Source organism: Streptomyces millisiae, assembly GCF_031845425.1.
In the GTDB taxonomy this organism is placed as follows: domain Bacteria; phylum Actinomycetota; class Actinomycetes; order Streptomycetales; family Streptomycetaceae; genus Streptomyces; species Streptomyces millisiae.
The window spans coordinates 104,308-123,590 of the sequence record NZ_JAVREM010000005.1 but is presented as its reverse complement, the minus strand read 5'-3'; the positions used below and the strand labels follow the sequence as shown (position 1 = coordinate 123,590).

19 protein-coding genes are annotated in these 19,283 nt (G+C 73.8%); 5 read left to right on the top strand and 14 right to left on the bottom strand.

All coding sequences use genetic code 11. From position 1 onward, the window contains the following. Nucleotides 1–9 precede the first annotated feature (9 nt). The 4 genes from RNC47_RS08050 to RNC47_RS08035 all read right to left on the bottom strand — a co-directional run bounded on the left by RNC47_RS08050 (nt 10) and on the right by RNC47_RS08035 (nt 1,999). A complete protein-coding gene (locus tag RNC47_RS08050; RefSeq protein ID WP_311596857.1) occupies nt 10–945 on the bottom strand; it encodes a S66 peptidase family protein in 936 nt (311 codons plus the stop codon). Nucleotides 946–1,014: 69 nt separating this feature from the next. Then, entirely contained in the window at nt 1,015–1,497 is a 483-nt protein-coding gene (locus tag RNC47_RS08045) for a hypothetical protein (RefSeq protein WP_311596856.1), read from the bottom strand. Between the two features lie 59 nt (nt 1,498–1,556). Then, nucleotides 1,557–1,730, bottom strand: coding sequence for a DUF397 domain-containing protein (locus tag RNC47_RS08040; protein WP_311596854.1), 174 nt, complete (start codon nt 1,728–1,730; stop codon nt 1,557–1,559). A gap of 5 nt (nt 1,731–1,735) precedes the next feature. Beyond that, complete coding sequence (locus RNC47_RS08035) at nt 1,736–1,999, bottom strand: Scr1 family TA system antitoxin-like transcriptional regulator (protein ID WP_311596852.1); 264 nt, start codon at nt 1,997–1,999, stop codon at nt 1,736–1,738. 240 nt (nt 2,000–2,239) lie between these two features. Here RNC47_RS08035 and RNC47_RS08030 point away from each other — a divergent pair, with 240 nt between their 5' ends. The 3 genes from RNC47_RS08030 to RNC47_RS08020 all read left to right on the top strand — a co-directional run bounded on the left by RNC47_RS08030 (nt 2,240) and on the right by RNC47_RS08020 (nt 5,742). Then, entirely contained in the window at nt 2,240–3,517 is a 1,278-nt protein-coding gene (locus RNC47_RS08030; protein ID WP_311596851.1) for an MFS transporter, read from the top strand. Between the two features lie 96 nt (nt 3,518–3,613). Further along, a complete protein-coding gene (locus RNC47_RS08025) occupies nt 3,614–4,393 on the top strand; it encodes an ABC transporter ATP-binding protein (RefSeq protein WP_311596849.1) in 780 nt (259 codons plus the stop codon). Nucleotides 4,394–4,404: 11 nt separating this feature from the next. After that, nucleotides 4,405–5,742: an ABC transporter permease gene (locus RNC47_RS08020; protein WP_311596977.1), complete on the top strand. Its 1,338-nt coding sequence runs from the start codon at nt 4,405–4,407 to the stop codon at nt 5,740–5,742. An 18-nt stretch (nt 5,743–5,760) separates the two neighbouring features. Here RNC47_RS08020 and RNC47_RS08015 read toward each other — a convergent pair whose 3' ends face one another. From RNC47_RS08015 to RNC47_RS08005, 3 genes are all read right to left on the bottom strand, one after another. Next, a complete protein-coding gene (locus tag RNC47_RS08015; RefSeq protein WP_311596846.1) occupies nt 5,761–6,750 on the bottom strand; it encodes a CapA family protein in 990 nt (329 codons plus the stop codon). Next, nucleotides 6,740–6,937, bottom strand: coding sequence for a hypothetical protein (locus RNC47_RS08010; protein ID WP_311596845.1), 198 nt, complete (start codon nt 6,935–6,937; stop codon nt 6,740–6,742). The genes RNC47_RS08015 and RNC47_RS08010 overlap by 11 nt, the downstream gene beginning before the upstream one ends. A 95-nt stretch (nt 6,938–7,032) precedes the next feature. Continuing rightward, entirely contained in the window at nt 7,033–7,866 is an 834-nt protein-coding gene (locus tag RNC47_RS08005; RefSeq protein WP_311596843.1) for a class I SAM-dependent methyltransferase, read from the bottom strand. A 113-nt stretch (nt 7,867–7,979) separates the two neighbouring features. Between RNC47_RS08005 and RNC47_RS08000 the strand changes: the two genes are divergently transcribed. After that, nucleotides 7,980–8,447, top strand: a complete 468-nt coding sequence (locus RNC47_RS08000; RefSeq protein WP_311596841.1) for an Lrp/AsnC family transcriptional regulator — start codon at nt 7,980–7,982, stop codon at nt 8,445–8,447. A gap of 115 nt (nt 8,448–8,562) precedes the next feature. On the opposite strand, the gene RNC47_RS07995 is transcribed toward RNC47_RS08000, so the two are convergent. From RNC47_RS07995 to RNC47_RS07985, 3 genes are read right to left on the bottom strand one after another with little or no spacing between them, the layout of a single operon-like run. Further along, complete coding sequence (locus RNC47_RS07995; RefSeq protein ID WP_311596840.1) at nt 8,563–9,546, bottom strand: SCO0930 family lipoprotein; 984 nt, start codon at nt 9,544–9,546, stop codon at nt 8,563–8,565. Between the two features lie 31 nt (nt 9,547–9,577). After that, nucleotides 9,578–11,053, bottom strand: a complete 1,476-nt coding sequence (locus RNC47_RS07990) for an NADH-ubiquinone oxidoreductase-F iron-sulfur binding region domain-containing protein (protein WP_311596838.1) — start codon at nt 11,051–11,053, stop codon at nt 9,578–9,580. Continuing rightward, nucleotides 11,040–11,639, bottom strand: coding sequence for a hypothetical protein (locus RNC47_RS07985; protein WP_311596837.1), 600 nt, complete (start codon nt 11,637–11,639; stop codon nt 11,040–11,042). Before RNC47_RS07985 ends, RNC47_RS07990 begins: the two co-directional genes overlap by 14 nt. A 524-nt stretch (nt 11,640–12,163) precedes the next feature. Between RNC47_RS07985 and RNC47_RS07980 the strand changes: the two genes are divergently transcribed. Beyond that, on the top strand, nt 12,164–13,183 hold the full coding sequence (locus tag RNC47_RS07980; RefSeq protein ID WP_311596836.1) for a PucR family transcriptional regulator: 1,020 nt from the start codon (nt 12,164–12,166) through the stop codon (nt 13,181–13,183). Between the two features lie 223 nt (nt 13,184–13,406). Here the strand turns inward: RNC47_RS07980 and RNC47_RS07975 are convergent, their stop codons facing one another. From RNC47_RS07975 to RNC47_RS07960, 4 genes are all read right to left on the bottom strand, one after another. Next, nucleotides 13,407–14,843 (bottom strand): DUF1996 domain-containing protein, encoded by a 1,437-nt coding sequence (locus tag RNC47_RS07975; protein ID WP_449657346.1) that lies wholly within the window; start codon nt 14,841–14,843, stop codon nt 13,407–13,409. 526 nt (nt 14,844–15,369) lie between these two features. Continuing rightward, nucleotides 15,370–16,038, bottom strand: a complete 669-nt coding sequence (locus RNC47_RS07970; protein WP_311596832.1) for a DUF4142 domain-containing protein — start codon at nt 16,036–16,038, stop codon at nt 15,370–15,372. A gap of 123 nt (nt 16,039–16,161) precedes the next feature. Then, the gene (locus tag RNC47_RS07965; RefSeq protein ID WP_311596830.1) at nt 16,162–17,103 is read right to left on the bottom strand and encodes a hypothetical protein; all 942 of its coding nucleotides are present in this window, start codon (nt 17,101–17,103) and stop codon (nt 16,162–16,164) included. Then, complete coding sequence (locus RNC47_RS07960) at nt 17,100–19,136, bottom strand: PEP/pyruvate-binding domain-containing protein (protein ID WP_311596829.1); 2,037 nt, start codon at nt 19,134–19,136, stop codon at nt 17,100–17,102. Before RNC47_RS07960 ends, RNC47_RS07965 begins: the two co-directional genes overlap by 4 nt. Between the last annotated feature and the right edge of the window lie 147 nt (nt 19,137–19,283).

Genomic DNA, 19,283 nt, shown 5'->3' with positions numbered 1-19,283 from the left:
CGTGCCGGCTCACACCCGGACGAGGTCTTCGAGGTAGCGCAGCACCGGCGGTTGGCCGCGCAGGTCGAACTCGACGCGGCAGCCGATCGGGAACTGGATCTTCCTCGGCTGGTGCCCGTACTCGACGTTGGTGACGACCGGGAAGCCGTCGCCGACGCAGCGCAGGACCAGTTCGTCGACGTCGGCGTCGGGGGCGTCCTCGCGGGGCCAGTCGGCGGGGGCGCCGATGACCAGGGCCGCGATATCGCGGAAGACGCCGGCGAGTCTGAGGTGGGTGAGGGCGGTGTCGATGCTCTCGAAAGTGGCCGTCATCGCCTCGATGAGCAGGATCGCCCCGGCGGTGGGCGGCATCCACCTGGTGCCCACGAGGGTCCTGAAGGCCGTGAGGTTGCCGCCCACGACGGGCCCCGAGACGCGCGGGCGCTCGGCGCGGTGCACGCGCCAGTGCGGGCCGGGGATCTCGTGGCCGGTGATGGAACCGGTGGCCATGGCCCAGAACGCGTTCTCCGTCCACGGCTCGGCGGTGGACGGGAAGAACTGGAACCCACTGATGCCGTGCAGGCTCGGTACCCGGGCGGCGGACCAGATCGCGTTGTTGAGGCTGGTGGGGTTGCTGAAGCCGGTGAAGAGCTTCGGGTTGGCCCGGATCGTCGGGTAGTCGAGGCGGTCCACGAGATGTTCCGCGCCGGCCCCGCCGTTCGCCGGAACGACCAGGCCGACGTCGGGATCGGCGAACATCGCCATGACGCCCGCCGCCCGGCGTTCCGCCGTGCCGGCGAGGAAACCGAGCCGGTCGAGCACGCCAGGGGCGACCTTGACGGGGTGGCCGCGCGCCTCGAAGTGGCCGGTGACGCGGCGCAGTTGTTCCGGCGATACCGGCGAGGAGGTGGCGACGACGCCGACGTGGGCGCCCGGCGCGAGTGCGGGTGGCTTGACGGTCTCCATGGCCCGCAGTCAACCAGCCACCCGGCGGTCGGACACGTTGACCAGCCGCACGCCGGAGCGGGAGGTCGGTCAAAGATGCTTCGGGGCCTCTTCCCCGATGTCCTTCATCAATCGATCGAGTGCGTCGCAATCGCTTGTGACCGTTTCCCGCATGTTTGTGAATTCGTTCTGCTCGAAGGTGAGGTTCAGTCTCTCTTCGAGCCATGAAACGCGGTCGGTCGCCGCTTCCGCGAGAGAGGAGAGGGAGTCGGGCCCCTCCAGCCGTACGCCCAGCTCCAGGAGCCGCAGGCGGGACGGCGCCGGCGCGAGCTCCGTCAGGCCGGCCCTGATGGCGTCGGCGTCTCGGCCGTCGAGGGGAGTGAAAATGAGGCCACGCAGTGCGGTGATCTGCGCGCGGATCGCGATCAGCTCGGCGATAAAGGCCCGGTAGACCTCACGGCGCGCTCGCTTCTTCTCGATCTTGTTGGCGTACAAGCCGGATATGTACGCGCCGATCCCCGTGGCGAACGCGCCCATCGACGCGCCCATGATGGCAGCCAGCCCCTGATCCATCGGCCCTCGCTCCGGAGACCCACCCAGCCGGAACTCAAGTCTAGGGCGAGGCCGGCCCTTCAGGCCTTGAGTCGCTGGAGCAACGCCTTGAGCCGGGCCGGGTTGGTGGTCAGGACGGTGTCGGGGGCGTCGCTCTCACGTATGAGGAGTCGCGCCGGCGCGCTGGCCGCCAACTCGACGCAGTTGTCCTGTTCGTTGGAGAACGAGGACTTGCGCCATTCGAGAACGGGCACGGCTGCTATGCCTTCCGAAGCGCGGGACCGGCCGCGTAGGCGAACGCTCCACCCGCACCGGCGTATCCGGGGGCGGTGAACGGGATCACCTGGATGGTGATGTGCTCGTGCTCGCTCTCCTCCAGCAACCGGTCGAGCTGTCGCCGCTGGATGTCGGGACCGACTCGGGTCTCGGCCATGCTGGCGAGCCCTTCCACGTAAGCCTGGTCCGGACACGCGTAGTTGGCGGCCAGTTGGCGCATGTCGCGGAACGCCACGACGCCCGGCACGTTGACCGCCACCTCCGGGCAGTTGGTCCACCATGGTCACGCGCTTCGCGTGGTACTCCAACTCGGCCAGGTCAACGGGCCCGGCCGGAAGCACTCCTCGGTACTCCGCAATCGCGCGTTGCAACTGCCGTATGAGCCTCGCCGTCATCGGTAGGCGGCAGGCGCGTAACCCCATCTGTGCCTGCGGCCCATCATGCGCGACCGGCGCGATTGTCAGTGGTGGCCGTTACGGTGCGTCACATGGAGAGAGCAGGGAAGCAGGGGGCGATGCCGCGGGCGTTTCTCGTCTGGTTGGCGGGGACGCGGGTGTCGCTGCTCGGGGGTGCGGCGTTGTTCTTCGGGTTGGGGTGGGCGGCCAGCGAGCACGGCGGGCGGACGGCGGCGTTGGTGCTGACGGCGGTCACCCTGCCGCGGACGGTGCTGCTGCTGGTGGGCGGGGCGTTGGGGGACCGGCTCGGGCCGCGGCGGGTGATGGTGGTGGGGGACGCGGTGATGCTGGCCGCGACCCTGGCGCTGGCGGTGGCGAGCCACCGGTTGGGGACGCCGGCCTGGCTGCTGGTAGCGGCGGCGGCCGTCGTCGGGGCGGTCGACGCGTTCTACCTGCCGGCCGCCGGGGCCATGCCGCGGCTGTTGGTGGGGCGGGAGCAGCTGCCGCGGGCGCTGGCCATGACCCAGGCGGGCACCCAGGCCGCGCAGCTCCTCGGGGCGCCGTTGGGGGCGGTGCTGGTGGCGGCGGCCGGGGTGACGGCGGTGGCGCTGGCGGACGCGGCGAGCTTCGCGCTGGTGCTCGTGGTGCTGCTGTGCGTGCGGCCGGCGTTCGACGTGGCGCGGGCGGCGGGGGAGGGCGGGGTGCTCGGCGAGGCGGTGGAGGGGGTGCGGCTCGCGGCGGGGGACCGACTGTTGCGGTCCGCGCTGCTGTTGACCATGGCGGCGGCCGGGGTGCTGCTGCCGGTGGTGTCGTTGCTGACGCCGCTGCTGGTGCGGGAGCGCGGCTGGGGCGCCGGGGCGGCGGGCCTGGTGGCCGGCGCCGAGGCGCTCGGCATGATCGCGGTGTCGCTGGCCGTGTCGCGGTGGGGGCCGCTGCGGCGCACCGGCACGGGGGCGGCGCTCGGGCTCGTGGTGGCGGCGGCCGGCACGGCCGGGATGGCCGGGGCGCCGGTGGCGGGAGCCGCCGTGGCCTGCGGGGTGGTGGCCGGCGCGGGCGCGGGGGCGTTCGCCGCGCACATAGCGCCGCTGGTCATGGGGGCCACCCCGGACACCCATCTGTCCCGGATCCAGGCGGTGTTGGGCCTGGTGCAGAGCCTGGCGCTGGTGATCGCGCACAACGCGCTCGGGGCGCTGGCCGACGCGGTGGGGGCCGCGGCGGCCACCGGGGTCAGCGCCGGGGCCGGGCTCCTCGCGGGCCTGGCCGGCCTGGCGGCCGGCCCGCTGCGGGCCGCGCGCTCGGGGGGAGGTGTACCTAGGACCACCCCCGGTTCGGGTCGTGAGGCCAATGTGGTGGCGCCGCGCCGTCCGTAGGTTCGTTGGTGTGGCGCACCGGGCGTCGCGGAGCGGAGCCTACGGAGCCCACGGGCTCAAGAGGCCCACGAGGCTCACGGGGAAAGGGAAGTCGAGATGTTTCGTCGTAGTGGCGGGCCGGGGCCCGCGCGGAGCGCGGAGGCGCTGCGGCTGGTCGGGGTCACCAAGGTCTACGGGGACGCGGAGAGCGCCGTGACCGCGCTGGACGACGTGTCGCTGTCCCTGCCGACCGGCAGCTTCACGGCGGTCATGGGGCCCTCGGGCTCCGGGAAGTCCACGCTGCTCCAGTGCGCGGCCGGGCTCGACCGGCCGGACCGGGGCCTGGTGGTGGTCGACGGCGCCGAGCTGGCGGGCGGCAGCGAGGCCGAGCTGACGAAGTTCCGGCGGAACCGGATCGGCTTCGTCTTCCAGCAGTACAACCTGCTGCCCACCCTCACCGTCCTGCAGAACACCACGCTGCCGCTGCGCCTCGCCGGCCGCCGGGTCAACCGGGAGCGGGCGCGCGGGATCCTGGCGCAGGTGGGCCTGGCCGACCGGCTCGGCCACCGGCCCGACCAGCTGTCCGGCGGGCAGCGGCAGCGGGTGGCCATCGCCCGGGCGCTGGTCGCCGAGCCCAGCGTGATCTTCGCCGACGAGCCGACCGGCGCGCTGGACACCCGCAGCGCCCGCGAGGTCCTGGAGCTGCTGCGGGAGGTGGTCGTCGCGCACGGCAGGACGGTCGTGATGGTGACGCACGACCCGGTCGCCGCCTCCTACGCGGACTCGGTGGTGTTCCTCGCGGACGGCCGGCTGGCCGGCTCGATGACCGCGCCCACCGCGGACGCGGTGGCGGAGCGCCTCGCGCACCTGGGCGACGTCGTGGCGGCGGGGGTCTGAAGGACATGGTGATCACACAGTTGGCGGCGCGGTCCGTCCGGCAGCGCCCGGGGCGGTTCCTCGGTACCCTGCTCGCCGCGTTCCTCGGCGCGGCCATCAGCATGGCCTTCAACTCGATGCACGACACGGCGGCCGCCGACGGGATCGACGACACCAGCGCCGAGACGCTGAGCCTGAGCGGCGCCGTGGTCGGCGGCTACGGCACCCTGCTGGTCTTCTTCGCCATCGCCTCCACGCTGACGGTGAACGTGCGCCAGCGCGAGGCGGAGATCACCCTGCTGCGGCAGACCGGCGCCACCCCGGCGCAGGTGAAGCGGATGATCACGGGTGAGGCGCTGCTGGTGGCGCTGCTCGGCACGGTGCTGGCCGTCGCGCCGGCGATGCTGGGCGGCCGGCTGCTGCTCGACATGTTCCAGGAGACCGACCAGGTCGCGCCCGGCGTGGCGTACGCCTTCGGGCCGATCGCCCTGTCCGCGGGCTTCGGCGTCACCCTGCTCGCCTCGGTCGGCGCCGCGTTCCTCGCGGTGCGGCGGGCCGCCAGGGCGGCGGCCGGGGGCCGGGCGCCGCGGGCCGGCCTGCGCACCGTGGGCGGCGTGCTGGCGCTGCTCGGCGGCGTGGGCGGCGTCTCCGCCACCTGGGCCATGGACCCGGCGGAGCCCTCGCTGATGGCGGCCCCCGCCTACGGGGCGATCATGCTGTCCGTCGGCTTCGCCGCGCTCTCGTCCGGGCTGCTGCGGACGCTGCTGCGCTGGTTCGGCCGGCCGATAGCGGCGCTGACCGGCGCCGGCGGCTACCTCGCCGTGCACAACACCCGGCAGCGGGCCGCGAGCCTCGCCGGGGTGCTGATGACGCTCGTCCTCTTCACCGGCATCACCATCGCCACGGTGTGCATCCAGGTGATCGAGAGCGACGCGCTCGAAGCGGCCGGCATCACCAGGACCGCCGAGGACAGGAACCTGGAGACGTTGAACCTGGTGGTCGTCGGCATCATCGCGGCCTTCTGCTGCGTCATGCTGGTCAACAGCCTGTACGCGGCGACCTCCTACCGCCGCCAGGAGTTCGGCCGGCAGCGTCTGGCGGGCGCCACGCCGCGGCAGGTGCTGACGATGGTCGCCACCGAGAGCGCGCTGCTCGCCCTGATCGGGCTGTTCTTCGGGACCGTGGCCGGGTTCGCGGGCGCCTTCGCCTTCTCCCGGGTGCGGGCGGAGGCGACGATGCCGGGCGAGGCGGTCCTGATCTGGCTGGGCACCGCCGCGGTGGCGGTCGCGGTGACGCTGCTGACCAGCCTGCTCACCGCCCGCCGGGCCCTGCGCACCCCGGCCATCCAGGCCGTGGCGGTGGTGGCCTGACCGGCGACGCGGGGCCGCTCAGTCCTCGGTCGTCCAGTCCCGCACGAGGCGGCCGTCGGCCCGCCGCAGGCCGGTCGTGCCGAGGTCGGCGCTGGCCGCCGTCAGCCGGTGCGCCACCCACTCCCACTCCCGCCCGGCCGGCTCGGCCGGGCGGGTCTGGGCGTAGTCGAGCGCGATGGGCAGGGCCTCGGTGCGGAGCGGCCCCTCCGGGCCGAGGGTGGTGAAGACGACGACGCCCCGGTCGTTGTGGAGCACCGGGTCCACGGCGTAGTCGTCGACGAAGTCGCCCAGGTCGAACAGGACGCGGCGGGTCAGGCCGTGGAAGACGTGGGCCGAGTGGCCCACCACCAGGGAGGCGCCGGCGGCGAGCAGCCGGGGCGCCGCGCGCCGGACGTGCGGCACCGGCTCCGTCACCATGTTGGGGCCCCAGTGGACGAGGACAAGCACCGCGTCCACGTGGTGGCGCAGTGCGCCGATCGTCTCGGTGAGCCAGTGCGGGACGCCCGCGCGCAGCTCGGCGTGGGCGACGCCCGGTCGTGCCGGTCCGGCCGCGTACTCCGCTGGGTGGTCGGTGACGCCGAGCAGCCCGATCCGCAGCCCGCCCACGGTCAGCACGGCCGGCGCCCGCGCCGCCGGCTCGTCGGGGCCGGCGCCCACCGTCAGGATCCCGGCCGCGGCCAGGTGGTCCAGGGTGTCGAGCAGCGCCTCGGGGCCGTAGTCGAGCGCGTGGTTGTTGGCCAGGGTGACGGCGCGGACGCCGAGCCCGGCCAGCGCCTCGGCCGCCTCGGGCGGGGCCCGGAAGAAGAACGGCTTGCCGGGGATCCGGATCCGGCTGCCCCGGCTCGACACGCAGCACTCCAGGTTGAGCAGCACCGCGTCGGCCGTGGCCAGCTCGGCCCGCAGCCTGTCGGCGAACAGCGTCCCCGTGCCGTGGTGGCCGATCTCCTCGGCCACGCCACGGCCCAGCATCGTGTCCCCGGCCAGTGCCAGCCGGGCCTCAGCGGCCACCGGCGAGCAGCACCTCCCTGGCGAGCCTGGCTCCCCTGGCGGCCGGGCTGTCCCGCACGTCCCGCGGCGGGTCGTCGGCCAGGCCGTCGATCACCGTGCGCAGGGCGTCCGTCAGGGTCTCCACCCGCTGTTCAAGATCCTCGATCCGGGTCTCGGTCCCGTATGTCCCGCCTGTCCGGTCGGTCATGAGGCCACCTCCCTGGCCGCGCGTCACGCGGCGTGCTGTGATGTGCCTGCCCTTCCAGCCTCACACTTCGGGCGAACCGGTGCCAAACGGTCGCGTCACCGCTCCAGGACCACGGTCCGCATCGCGCCCCCGCCGGGGCCCGTCTCGTCGCGCACCACCCGGAGGCCGGCCGTGCGGCACTGGTCGAGTACCCAATGGTGGGCCAGCCGCAGCTTGCGGTAGCTGCCGGTGCGCAGCGTCCACTCGCCGTCCGGTCCTGGACGGCGGCTGTGGACCAGGTCGTGCACGACGACCGTGTAGTCGTCGAAGTCGTCCGGGTACTCCAGGAAGCACGTCATGATCCGGTCCTCGGTGGCGCGGACCGGCAGGAAGCGGTCGGTGCCGGTGAGCGGCACGGTCAGGTCGCGGTAGGAGAGGACGGCGCGGCCGCCGGGGGCCAGGGCGCCGGCGATGTCGCCGAGCAGCGCGGCCACGTCGCCCCGGGTCGGCAGGTGGGTCAGGGTGTCGCCGAGGCACAGGACGGCGCCGGCCGAGCCCGGCCGCACCAGCTCGCGTGGCGCGGTGCGCAGGTCCGACCTGACGGTCCTGATCTCCGGGGTTCCGGCCGTGTGCTCGGCCAGCTCGGCGAGCAGCGGGGCGCTGAGGTCGACGGCGAACACCGGGTCGTAGCCGAGCCCGGCCAGCGCGAGGCTGCTGTGCCCGGGGCCGCAGCCCAGGTCGACGGCGACGGTCCCGGCCGGCCCCGGGGCCAGTCCGAGGTCGGCGAGGAGCGACCGCTGGGCGGCGGCCAGCGCGGTCAGGTCGCCGCCCAGCATCCACGTGTAGTGCTCGGCGAGCAGCCGGTCGTAGTGGTCCATCGCCGGCGGGTGGGCGGGAACCGACGGGGCCGGGTGGGCGGGAGCCGACGGGGGCGGGACGGCGAGCGTCATGGCGGCGGGGTTCCTCTCCGGTATCCGGCGGGACGGGAGCGAATCTAGCCCCGAATACGGGATCGTCGGCCGGTGACCGAACGACGTTCGGAACAGGCGGCAGAATGGCGGCCATGGACGACATTGATTCGGCGATCCTCACCCATCTCCAGCGCGACGCGCGGCTGACCAACCGGGAGCTGGCCCGCCTGGTGGGCGTCGCGCCCTCGACCTGCCTGGAGCGGGTGCGGGCGCTGCGGGCCCGCGGGGTGATCACCGGCTACCACGCGGCCGTGGAGCCGCGCGCGCTTGGCCGCTCGCTCCAGGCGCTGGTGTTCGCGCGGCTGCGGCCGTTGAGCCGGGAGGTGATCACCGGCTTCGAGAGCTATCTGTCCCGGCTGCCCGAGGTGCTCTCGGTGTACGTGGTCTCGGGGGACGACGACTTCGTGGTGCATGTGGCGGTGCCGGACATCGAGCACCTGCACGCGTTCCTGATGGACCGGTTCAGCGCGCGCCGCGAGGTGATCGGCTTCCGCAGCTCGATGATCTACCGGGAGACCGCGGGCACCAGGGTGCTCACCCCGCTGCCGGGCAAGGGCTGACAGGGGGGTGCCGCCCGGGGCGGGGAGGGTGCCCCGGGCGGCCTGTGGGGGGACGGAAGTGGCTTGCGGTTGTGGGGGGTTGTGGGGGTGTGGGGGGTGGCGGATCAGGGGGTGGTCAGGCGGCGGCCTTGCCGCCCTCGGGGGTGACGGCCCACCAGAGGCCCTGGGCGCCGTGGCCCGTGGTGTCGCCCGGCTCCTGGTCGCCGGTGAAGTAGTACAGCGGCCAGCAGTCGATGGTCAGCTGGATGGTGCCGTCGGGGCGCTCGAAGGGGATGATCAGCTCGGGGTCGAAGCCCAGTTCCTCGGCGACCTCGGGCTCGATGAACTCGGCCGGGATCCAGGTGTCGAGGCAGGCGCCCTCGCACCCGGTGGACATCGGCCAGGCGGTGTCGTTGTCGAAGCGGTAAAGGGTCCGGCCCTCGGAGTCGGAGACGATCTCGCCGAGCTCCGGGTCGTCCACGATGTTCAGCGCGTCGAACTCCTCGCCGCCGGCCTCGCCGCCACCGCCCTCGGCGGCGTCGGAGCCGGCCGGGGCGCCGCTCGGGGCCAGGGCGTTCCAGACGCCGCCGACGCCGTGGCCGTTGATGTCGCCCGGCGCGGTGTCCTCCGCGTAGCGGTAGACCGGCCAGCCGTTGAGGGTCAACTGCAGGCTGCCGTCCGAGCGTTCGACCTCGCCCAGCAGGTCGGGGTCGATGCCGGAGGTCGCCGAGGCGTCCTCGGCGGGGACCGCGGGCCAGGCCACCAGGCAGTCGCCCTCGCAGTTGGAGGTGGGCGGGTCGGCGGTGTCGTTCTCGAAGCGGTAGAGCGTGAAGCCCTCGGAGTCGGTCACCACCTCCCCCAGCTCCGAGTCGTCGGCCAGGGTCAACTGGCCTGCGGGTTCGCCCAGTTGAGTCGCCGCGCCGGTGTCGCTGCCGTAGCCGTCGCCGTAGTCGTAGCCGTTCTCGGTGGACGCTCCGGCGTCGTTGGCCGCGTTCTCGATGGTCGTGGTGCCGTCCCCGTCGGATCCGGCACAGGCGACGGTCAGAAAGAGGCTGGCCACCGCCGCCACGGTCAGCGCGGAGCGGTGCGGAAGGCGCTGGCGGGTGAGCTGGGTTGTCATGATCGCTCCTTGAAATCGGGGTGGGGGATGGTCAGTTGGCCAGTCGTAGGGCCAGTTCGGGACAGCGGCGGATGGCGCGTACGGCCTGGTTCCTGGAGTCCGCCGGGAGGTTGTAGGTGGCGCTGTCGGGGTAGCCGTCCGGGCCGAGCCGAACGACCTCGGGGACCACGTCGGCGCAGAGCCCGTGACCGCGGCAGAGCGTCCAGTCGACGAGCAGCTTGGGGCCGCCCTCCTTGGCCGCCGGCAGCGCGATCGGCTCCGGCGGGACGGCGAGCGAGCCGATGGTGGGTCGGCCGCAACCGCGGCCGACGGCGTGGTCGGTGAACTCCGTGAGGAACGAGTTCAGCGCGGAGTTCACGAAGTTGGCGGTGCCGTCCGGGTGGCTGCACGCGCCGCGCTTGCGGACCGCGAGCACCCGGTCGCGCACCGCGTCGAGCGCGTTGAGACCACCGCCGTTGGCGGCCCGGCTCAGCGCCTCGGCGATCGAGGGCAGCCCCAGCGCGCAGGGTCCGCACTGGTTGGCCGACTGGTCGGCCATCCAGCGGGCGACCTTCACGGTCTCGCCCACCGGGCACGTCTCGTGCGGCACGGGCATCACCGCGCCGGCGGCCAGCACCGCGTCGTACCGCTTGAGGGCGTCGCGGTCCAGGGTGGTCTCCTTGGCCGCGTCGGCGTCGATGAAGCGGCCGTGGTAGCCGCCGATCAGCACGCCCTGCCCCGGGTCGGTGATGCCGCACAGCCACAGCACGTCGCGCAGCGGCGTGCCGGCCGGGGCCTCGACCACGAACCTGCCGGCCACGCTCAGCAGCACGGTGCCCGGCTCGTTCGGCAGGCCCGTCTCCCGGTAGGCGAGGGCGCCGATCCTGGCCGCCACCGAGAGCTGGGTGAAGGTCTCGGTGTTGGAGAACAGCGTCGGGGCCCCGGCCAGGCCGCTCTCCGTGGAGCGCACCTTGCGCCCGGCCGGCAGGGCCTGCAGCCCCTCGATGCCGCGGGTCAGCGCGGACGCCTCGCCGGTGACGAACCGCTCGGGCAGGTAGGTCACCTCGATCGGCCGGGTGCCGGGCGGCATCTCGGCCACCGCCTCCCGCACCGACTTCTCCACGTCGGAGCGGGTGACGCCGATGGCGACCCGGTCCGCGCCCAGCGCCTCGGCCGCCAGCAGCGCGCCCTCCAGCACCAGGTGCGGGGTGCGCAGCAGCAGTTCCTTGTCTTTGAGGCAACTGGGTTCGCCCTCGCTGCCGTTGATCACCACGTTGGGTGCCATGCCGCGCCGCCCGGCGGCCTCGACGACGCCCTTCAGCTTCCTGGCGAACGGGAAGCCCGCCCCGCCCCGACCGCGCAGATCGATGTTCTCGGCCAGCGCGATCACCTCCTCCAGGCGCAGTCGGGGCAACGGGCCGTGAACCGTGAGGTGCGCGACACGGTCCAGGCGGGTGGTGACGTCGAGGCCGGCCAGCAGGCGCGGTTGGCCGACGACGGCGAGCGCGGGACGCTTAGGAACGCTCATTGACGAGCCTCCTGCGGACGACGATCCGGTGGGCGAGCACGACGGCCACCCCGATGACGGCGGCGAAGTAGGCGATGGTGACCCAGGAACCGCTCACGGGCCGGCCCGCCTTGAGGCCGTGCACCATCGAGGCCCCCCAGGCCAGGTAGGCGCTCATGTGGATGGCGCGCCACCAGCGGGCCTTGCGCGGCGTGGCGAACGCGCTGCGCACGGCGCCCGAGACGGCGGTCACCAGGAACAGGTAGGCGGCCAGGGTGCCGAGGCCGACCAGCACCGGGCGTCGGTCGTCGGTGAACGGGACGAAGGCCATGGAGGACGTGACCCGTTCGTTGGCGATCTTCACCCAGACGTGCAGGACCAGGAAGGTGAGCCCCGCGACGGCTAAGCCGCGGTGCACGCCCTGGGCCAGCAGCCGGTGGCCCGGCGCCAGCACGATCCGGTCGGTGGCCGCCACGCCCCACAGGACGGTGCCGCTCAGCGACACCAGGGCCGCCACCCCGGCTCCCCAGTCGAGGAAGTACCAGAGGTGACCGAAGACCCCGGCGTTGGCGGCCGCGAGCAGCACCACCATGAGGGCGCCGGCCACATAGGCCGCGATCAGCCGTGGCCCCCGGTCCTCGCTCCGGACCCGGCGCGCTCCGCCGACGGGTCCGCGGCCCGGGGCCTGGACCGGGCCGCGGACCTGGCCGCGGAGCGCACGCTGCGGCGATTTCGCCGCGGCACGGTGAGACCCCTGACGACGGGATGCCGTCCTGATCTCTGGGGGTGGGTAGGTGGTCATCGAAGCAAACCTCCGGGACAAGCGCCGTGACCGCAGCATGTCGAATTCCAGCGCGCAGGATTGCGCGCTTATCCGGTCGTGATAAATTTCCGAGCGTCCGGCCGCCACCTGCGGCAAGGGCAATGAAAATGCCCGTCCTGCTGTCGTCGATCCGGTAATTCAAGGGAACCTGAAAGAGCCCTTAAAGGCGACTTAAGAAATTGCGAAGACGCCCCGGAAAACGCGATGGCAGGTTTTTTGAAAGTACCTTGTGCGGTGTTCTTCCGGCGTTCTACTGACGCAATGCCCGCGATCTGTCGGGTCCACACCCGACGCGAAGGAGATGCGAGATGCGTGCCCTTCTGGACCACGTCTGGTTAAGCCCCAGGGAACTCCCCGCCCTGGCCGACGAGGTGGTCGAGGCGCTGGTCGACCGCGTGTCCGCCATGTCGGCGCTGCCCGAGCGGCGCCGCCGCGCGGAGCTGCGGTCCGAGGTCGAGACGGCCCTGCGCGGGGCGCTCAGCCGGCCGGAGCCCGAGAACCTCGACGAGGCGGACGGCGAGTACGGCTCGCTGACCCGCGAGCGGGCCCGCCAGGAGCTGTTCGCCGCGCTCACCGCCGGCTCGCCGCTCTCCGCCGAGGCCCTGGCCTCGCTCGCCCCGCTCGCCCGGCGCGCCGCCTGGCAGCTGCCCGCCGCGGTGCGGGCCGTGGTGCTCGGCTCGCCCGGCGAACTCCAGCTGGCCACCGACGCGTTGGGCGACCCGCTGATCGGCATCACCGACGGCAGGCCCTGCGCCCTGCTCCCCGACCCGGACCCCGAGGCCCGCTCGCTGCTGCGCCGCGCCCTGCCGCGCGGTCGGGCGGCCGCCGTGGGCCACGTGGTGCCGCTGGGCGAGGCCCGCTCCTCGCTGCGCTGGGCGCGGCGGCTCGTGGACCTGGCGCCCGAGGCCCAACTGCTGTTCGTCGAGGACCACCTGCCCGCGCTGCTGCTGCTCCAGGACGAGTCCCTGGTGCGCGCGCTCTCGGCCCGCTGGCTGCGGCCGCTCGACGCGCTGAAGCCGGCGCAGAGCGCGCGCCTCGAGACGACGCTGCTGGCCTGGCTCGAGGGCGGCGGCGCGCCGGAGGCGGCCAAGACCCTCAAGGTGCACCCGCAGACCGTGCACTACCGGCTGCGGCAGCTGGAGAAGCTGTTCGGCCCGGTGCTGCGGGACCCGCGCAGCCGGTTCGAGCTGGAGATGACGCTGCACAGCCGCCGGCTGCTGGCCCAGGTGCGGGACGTGCAGGCCAGGATCAGCCGGCGCGCCAGGACCGCGGCGATGTCGCTGAAGCCGATGGACGTGGCCCGCGAGGCGCGCGTCAACGGCCGCTAGCCGAGGGGGAGCCAGAGCTCGCACCGACCGACAGAACGGGGCAGCGCGCAGGCGCGAACGAGGAGGGCCTGCCGGGCGAATCGCCCGGCAGGCCCTCCTCGTTCGCGCCCGCGCCGACGTTCGGCGTGCGGCGCGGACAACAGGACGGGCACCGTCCGGGGCGGGCGCTTGGCGCCCCGGAGGTGCCCGTCAGTCGGTGGGCGGCGCGGCTAGCGCCGCCCGGTCAGGGGCCGCACTCCCGGCCCTCGTTGATGCAGGCCACGGCCTCGGCCATGAGCTGCTCGTTCATCACGTTGATGAAGTCACCGTGGTCCGTCGAGGGGTTGTGCAACTGCTCGGGGAAGCTGTCCACCGCGAACACCGGGCCCTGCGGGACGTCGTAGACGATCCGCTGCACCAGCTGCGGGATGGCCTGGAAGCCCTCCTGGCAGGAGCCGTCCGCCTGCGCGAACGCCACGTGCGTGCGGTGGTTGGCGCTGTCCGCGTTCACCCCGTCCCAGCAGCTCTGGAAGTCGAAGGTGCGGACCAGGTCGCTGCCCTCGGGGCAGAGCGGGTACTTGTCGGTCAGCTGGACCGAGTCCTCGAAGCCGGTGCAGCTCCAGGAGGCGTTGGCGTTGGCCGTGCCGTTGGTCAGCGTCTTGGCGTCACCGGTGATGATCCGCAGGAAGCGCGGCATGTCGACCACCGGGCTGGTCGGGTTGCCCTGGAAGGTGAGGCTGACCTCGACCGGCTCCAGGACGCGACCGCTGTTGTGGGCGTTGTCCAGCTCGTCGTCGATGGGCGGCACGTCGTCCCGGCCGATCTGGCCGGCGTCCTCGCCGGCGCCGCCGCCGTTGTGGTCGCCGTTGTGGCCGCCGGCCGCGTCGATGGTGCCGTCGCCGTCCTCGTCGAGGACGCGCAGCACCGGCCAGTAGTAGGTCGACTGGTCACCGTTGGTGCAGGTGGTGTCGGCCGCCGCCATGCTCTCGTCCGTCGAGAAGGCGTCGACGCCGATGTTGCCGATGTAGTCGTGCAGGTGGTGGGCGCCGTTGGAGACGCCGGGGGCCACGATCACGTTGTCGGAGTTGAACTGGCCCTCCTCGTTGGTACCGCAGTCCACCGAGAACGTGCCGGTCGAGCCCGCCCCGTTGTTCGCGGGCGGCGGGGTCACGTTGGGCGTCACCGTGGTGATGTCCACGAAGTCCTCGGGGAAGGGGCCGCCGGACACCGGCGGGGGAGCCTGCTCCTCGCCGCCGCCGTCCCCGGGCGCCTCGCCCTCGTCGGGGGGCGTGTCGACGGGCTCGTTCCCGCCCTCGCCGACCTCACAGGCCGCGAGGTCCTGGAGCCCGGCCGGGGCCGTGCCGCCCTGCCGCTCGATCGCGATCCTGATCCGGTCGAGCGCCGCGGTCCGCTTGCCCTGCAGCGGGCCGAGGATCGCGTTGTCCACGAAGTTCGGGCCGCCCTCACCGGCCGAGCTCACCAGCCGTGCGTTGGCCTCCTCGATCTGCCGCTGGAGGTTGGCCAGCTCCCGGTCCACCTCCGCCTGGGCGGCCGCCGGCACGTCCGAGACCTGGACCTCGGGGCACTCGACGGAACCGCCGCCACCGCCCGAGCCGCCGTCCGCCGGGGGCGGCGCCGTGTCCACCGGGTTGGCCGGCGGCATCACCTGGCAGGGGCTCATCCGGCGCAGCCGTTCGGCCTGCCCGCCGTCGACCCCGGTGGCCTGGACGATGCCCTCGATGGTCTCCTCGCGCTGGCTCTCCAACTCGTCGAGCACCTGCCGGGAGTCGGCCGGCTCGGCCTCGGCGACCTCGGCCTCGTTGGTCGGTATCTGCCCGTAGGCGTCGGCGACCTGCTGGTCGAGGTCGGCGAGCAGCTGGCCGACGTCCGTCCTGGCGTCGTCGGGCAGTTCCTCCATGTTCTGTCCGACGTCCGGGCACTGGATCGTGCCGCCGGGTCGCCACGCCGCCTGGTGGCCGCGCGACCAACCCTGGCTCTGGCCGTCGCCGCCCCGACCCCAACCGGCCGACGCCTGCTGCGCGATGACCACCGCTCCACCGCCCCCGACCACCAGCGCGGTCACCAACGCCACGACTTTTGTTCTGCCTCGTGAGCGTTTGTGTGTCTGACGACTCATGAATTACTCCGTCTCGTACAGGGATCCAGCGATTTGGGATCCGGAATGACAGCCCTCAAGGCAATCGGGGCTAATCGGTCAGCAGCGCGTAGTCGACCAGTCCCGTCAACTCCAGGTGTGTGATGTGGTCGAGCACCGTCTCGTTGGCCTGGTCCGCCAGCTCCCGAACCATGGAATTCTCGGTGGAATGCCGCACAGCGGCCACGAGCCCGAACACCTGGCCATGGGCCCGACGCAGGATGTTGGCGAACAGGTATTCGTACTCGGCGCCGCTGGCGGCCGAGAACTGGTTGAGGAATCCCTGTTGCTGCTCGTTCGGCTGGGTGGGCATGTCGATGCCGAGCTCCCGGCCCGCGTTCACCGACATCTCGTCGAGGAGCGCGTGCCCGTCCACCAGGTGCTCCCCGGCGGTCCGCATCTCCTCGCTGCTCCCACGCTCGATCGCCTGGCGGCCGGCGGGCCCCTCCCAGAGCCCGGCCAGCCGCACCCGGCGCACGAAGTCGCGGTCCAGCGCGGTCAGCGGCCCGTACTGGGTGTCGAGGGTGCCGCGGCCGTCGTCCGTGAAGGTGGCCGGCGGGCCGACCTCGATGGACGGGCCCGCGTTGGCCACGCGCTCGAACAGGCTGACGGGGATGAGCAGGGCGGCCAACGTCAGCGCCAGCGCGCCGATCACGAGCGCGGTGCCCAGGGTGTGAGCGGACGTGAACGCGCCAGCGATGCCGGATCGTCTCTTAGCCATGCGAACTGCGCCCTCCAGGCCGGTTACGGGGGAGTGCGGTGGACGCTAGTGGCGGTGGCGCGGCGCGCTACCGGAATCATCACCAACCGACAAAGTCCAACTCGGCCTTGGGAGTTGCTGCTACTATCCGCTGGCTCCGATGGATCCGTCGCCGACGATCCGCAGGCGTACCCGGTCGACGCTCGCGTCCTCGAGACAGCCGAGCAGCCGGTGCGTGTCGTGGTCGCTGAGCGACGGGTACGTGGTCGCCGCGAACAGGCCGTCGTCACCGAGGGCGGCAAGACCCGCCCGTTCGAGCGGGACGGCGGTGGAGTCCCGGCAGCGCTCCCAGAGTTGGCGCGCGGCCAGGGCGACGCGATCGCCGTCGACGCCGTTGCCCTCGACGCGGAACAGTACCGAGGTGGCGGTCTCGGCGCCGCGTTCCGGGGGGCGGGTTTCGGTCAACTCGGCCAGCGCCTCGAAGAGTCCGAGACCGGCCAGCGCGACGAGCAGCAGGCCGGCGGCGCGCGGCCAACGGCGGGGCGCGTCCAGCGGCTCTGGCGGCAGCTCGGGGGCGCCGGCGGTCGGGCCGCCGGGCGGCGCCGCCAGCGGCGCGAGCCGGCCGGCCAGGCGGCGCTCGGCGGCCGGCCGCACGGTCGCCCCGGCGACCCGCTCCACCAGCCACGCGAGGCCGGACAGGGCCACCCCGGTGGCCATCAGTACCGGCACGAAGACGAAGGTCCGGCCGGCGTCCCGGCGGTCGTCGAGCAGCCAGCCGAAGCGGGGCCCCGGCGGCCGCGCCCCGGCCTCGGCGGCGGCGCCGCGCAACTCACCGAGGAGCTCGGCGCGCAGCCGCTCCCGCGCCTCCTCCTGCCGCCGGTCGCCGTCGCGCAACCGCTGTTCGAGGCGGCCGACGCGGTCCAGCAGAGCCAGGCCGAGCAGCAGCACCTCCACGACCAGCAGCAGCACGCCGCAGAGGATCGTGCGCTGCCACTGCCAGCGGTAGAGGTAGATCACCAGGTAGGCGGCGGCACCCAACGCGGCGGCGCCGCCGAACAGGTAGGCGGCGAGCCGCGCGCCCCTCACGGCCGCCCGCCGAGCTCGGCCACCTCGCCGGTGGAGCCGTCGACGAGCAGCGGCGTGCCGGGCGGGAACCGGCGCACGGCGTCGGCCTCGCCGGTGACCGTGGCCAGGCCCAACTCCCGTGCGAGCACCGCCAGATGGGAGAGCGGGCTGCCGGTCTGGGCGACCAGCCCGGTGAGGGAGGGCAGCAGCGGCGCCAACGACGGGTCGAGGTGCCTGACCACCAGCACGGCCTCCGCCGGGCGGGAACCCGGCGCACCGTCCCAGGCCACGCCGGCGACCCGCCCGCCGGACACCCCGCGGCCGGTTCGTCGGTCGCCCTCGGCGACCACGACGCCGCCGTCCGCCACCCGAAACCGGTCCGGCACCGGCACCCCGACCGACACGGACCGCTCACCCCAGTCGGCGGGGCCGGCCCCGTCCCGGAGCAGCCGCACCAGCTCCGCCCACCGCAGGAGACCGAGCGCGGCAGGCGGTCGGGTCCTGGCGGCGGCCTCGTGGACCAGACGGACCTGGAACTCGTGCACCCAGCGGATCCGCAGCCTGAGGGACTCGCGGGCGGGCAGCGCGGCGCGGTCGGCGGGTGGCGGGTCGGCGCGGCCGGTCGGCGGGTGTGGGGGGAGGCGCAGGGGGCGGGTCAGGCTCGGGGTGGTGAGGGCCAGGGCCTCGGGGTGGGTGGCGGCCAGTTCGTCGTCGGGGAGGCCGGCCGCGCGGCCGGCCCGCAGGGCCGCGAGGCCGGCGGCGGTCGCGGTACCCGCGCCAGGTGGCAGCAGGGCGCCGGCCAGCGACTCCTGGGCGTGCAGGGCGACCAGCGACGACCTGCTCCACCGCAGCGCGGCCAGCAGTTCGGCCGTCGAGAGCCGGGCCGGCGGCGGCACCTCGGACAGGGCGCGGTCCACCTCGGCGCAGAGCGCCGTCGCGAGCCGGGGCAGGGTGGATCGCAGCCGGCCCACCCGCCAGGCGGCGGCCAGCCGGCGGGCGCCGGGCAGCGGGTCGAGCAGGGCGAGCAGCCGGTGCCGTGGCGGTTCGACGCCGAGCAGCCGCAGGTCGGCCACCGCCTGTCCGCCGACCGTCGTCACGGCCGGCGTCGTCCGCAGCCGGCGCCGGCCCGCCGCGCCGGCCAGGTGGAGCGCGGTGGCCAGGCCGTGTGCCATCGGCGTCACCCACAGGTCCTCCTCCAGCGGCAGCAGCGGCCCCGGCAGGGTCTCCGCGACCGGGCCAGGGCCCAGCAGCCGGGCGCGGCGCGGCGGCCGTGGCCGCGAGGCGAGCGCCGTGACGGGCCGGGACTGGAAGAGCCAGAGCCGGCCGGTGAGTTCGTCGAAGCCGAACTCGATGTCCTGCGCGCCGCCGAGGACCGACCTGGCGCGAGCGGCCAGCGCCGTGAGGCGGCGCAGCTCGCCGCCCGTCAGCAGGGTCGGGCCGGCCGCCGCGCGGTCGTCCCGCACCGGCCGGCCGCGCCGCGTCAACCGCAGGTCGGTGCCGGACAGTTCGCCGCTGACGAGCCGGTCGGGGCCGCCGCGCACGGCGCTCAGCAGCATCCGGTCGGTGCGTCCCGCCACCGGATCGACGCCGAACAGCACCCCGCCGATCCGGGAGCGCACCATCGGCTGCACCAGCACCGCCATCGCGTGTCCCGGCGACTCGGCCGACGACTCCCGCACGACGCGCAGCGCGTCGCGGAAGGCCGCCCAGCCGCGCACGTCGAGCACCGAGGTGAACCGGCCGGCCATCGACGACTGTTCGGTGTCCTCGGCGGCCGAGGACGAGCGGACCACCAGCGGCCGGCTGCCGTCGCCGCTCAACTCCCGCCACGCCGGCCACAGGTCGTGGCCCTCGTGGTCGCCGCCGGCGCCCGGCGGCAGCACCACGAAGCCCGGCAGCACCGGCAGCCGCGCCCGGGTGGCGCGGGCCAGGGCCGCCGCCTTGCCGCCGGTGAGGGCCACCCGGCAGGCGCGCGGGTCGTCGAGCGAGAGGGTCGTCTCCGCCTGGATCGTGCGTGGTTCGTCGCCGTTGATCTCGATGTCCCTGATGTCCATCGCCCACCTCAAGACGTTCTGCGCGGCCACCCCAGGGACAGACGCCGGAAAACGTCAGGCACCTGACAGAAAGACGGGATGTGTCGGAAAATAGTCCAACTCCTCTCGGCTGTGGACGGCCGGCCGCGGGGTGTCACCGCCGGCGGC

Coding starts and splice junctions, on each gene's coding strand:
- RNC47_RS07975 (WP_449657346.1), bottom strand. CDS start 14,843: ATGAGCCCCTGCCAGGTGATGCCGCCGGCCAACCCGGTGGACACGGCG.
- RNC47_RS07970 (WP_311596832.1), bottom strand. CDS start 16,038: ATGGCTAAGAGACGATCCGGCATCGCTGGCGCGTTCACGTCCGCTCAC.
- RNC47_RS08025 (WP_311596849.1), top strand. CDS start 3,614: ATGTTTCGTCGTAGTGGCGGGCCGGGGCCCGCGCGGAGCGCGGAGGCG.
- RNC47_RS08005 (WP_311596843.1), bottom strand. CDS start 7,866: ATGACGCTCGCCGTCCCGCCCCCGTCGGCTCCCGCCCACCCGGCCCCG.
- RNC47_RS08000 (WP_311596841.1), top strand. CDS start 7,980: ATGGACGACATTGATTCGGCGATCCTCACCCATCTCCAGCGCGACGCG.
- RNC47_RS08010 (WP_311596845.1), bottom strand. CDS start 6,937: ATGACCGACCGGACAGGCGGGACATACGGGACCGAGACCCGGATCGAG.
- RNC47_RS08030 (WP_311596851.1), top strand. CDS start 2,240: ATGGAGAGAGCAGGGAAGCAGGGGGCGATGCCGCGGGCGTTTCTCGTC.
- RNC47_RS07960 (WP_311596829.1), bottom strand. CDS start 19,136: ATGGACATCAGGGACATCGAGATCAACGGCGACGAACCACGCACGATC.
- RNC47_RS07995 (WP_311596840.1), bottom strand. CDS start 9,546: ATGACAACCCAGCTCACCCGCCAGCGCCTTCCGCACCGCTCCGCGCTG.
- RNC47_RS07980 (WP_311596836.1), top strand. CDS start 12,164: ATGCGTGCCCTTCTGGACCACGTCTGGTTAAGCCCCAGGGAACTCCCC.
- RNC47_RS08045 (WP_311596856.1), bottom strand. CDS start 1,497: ATGGATCAGGGGCTGGCTGCCATCATGGGCGCGTCGATGGGCGCGTTC.
- RNC47_RS07990 (WP_311596838.1), bottom strand. CDS start 11,053: ATGAGCGTTCCTAAGCGTCCCGCGCTCGCCGTCGTCGGCCAACCGCGC.
- RNC47_RS08050 (WP_311596857.1), bottom strand. CDS start 945: ATGGAGACCGTCAAGCCACCCGCACTCGCGCCGGGCGCCCACGTCGGC.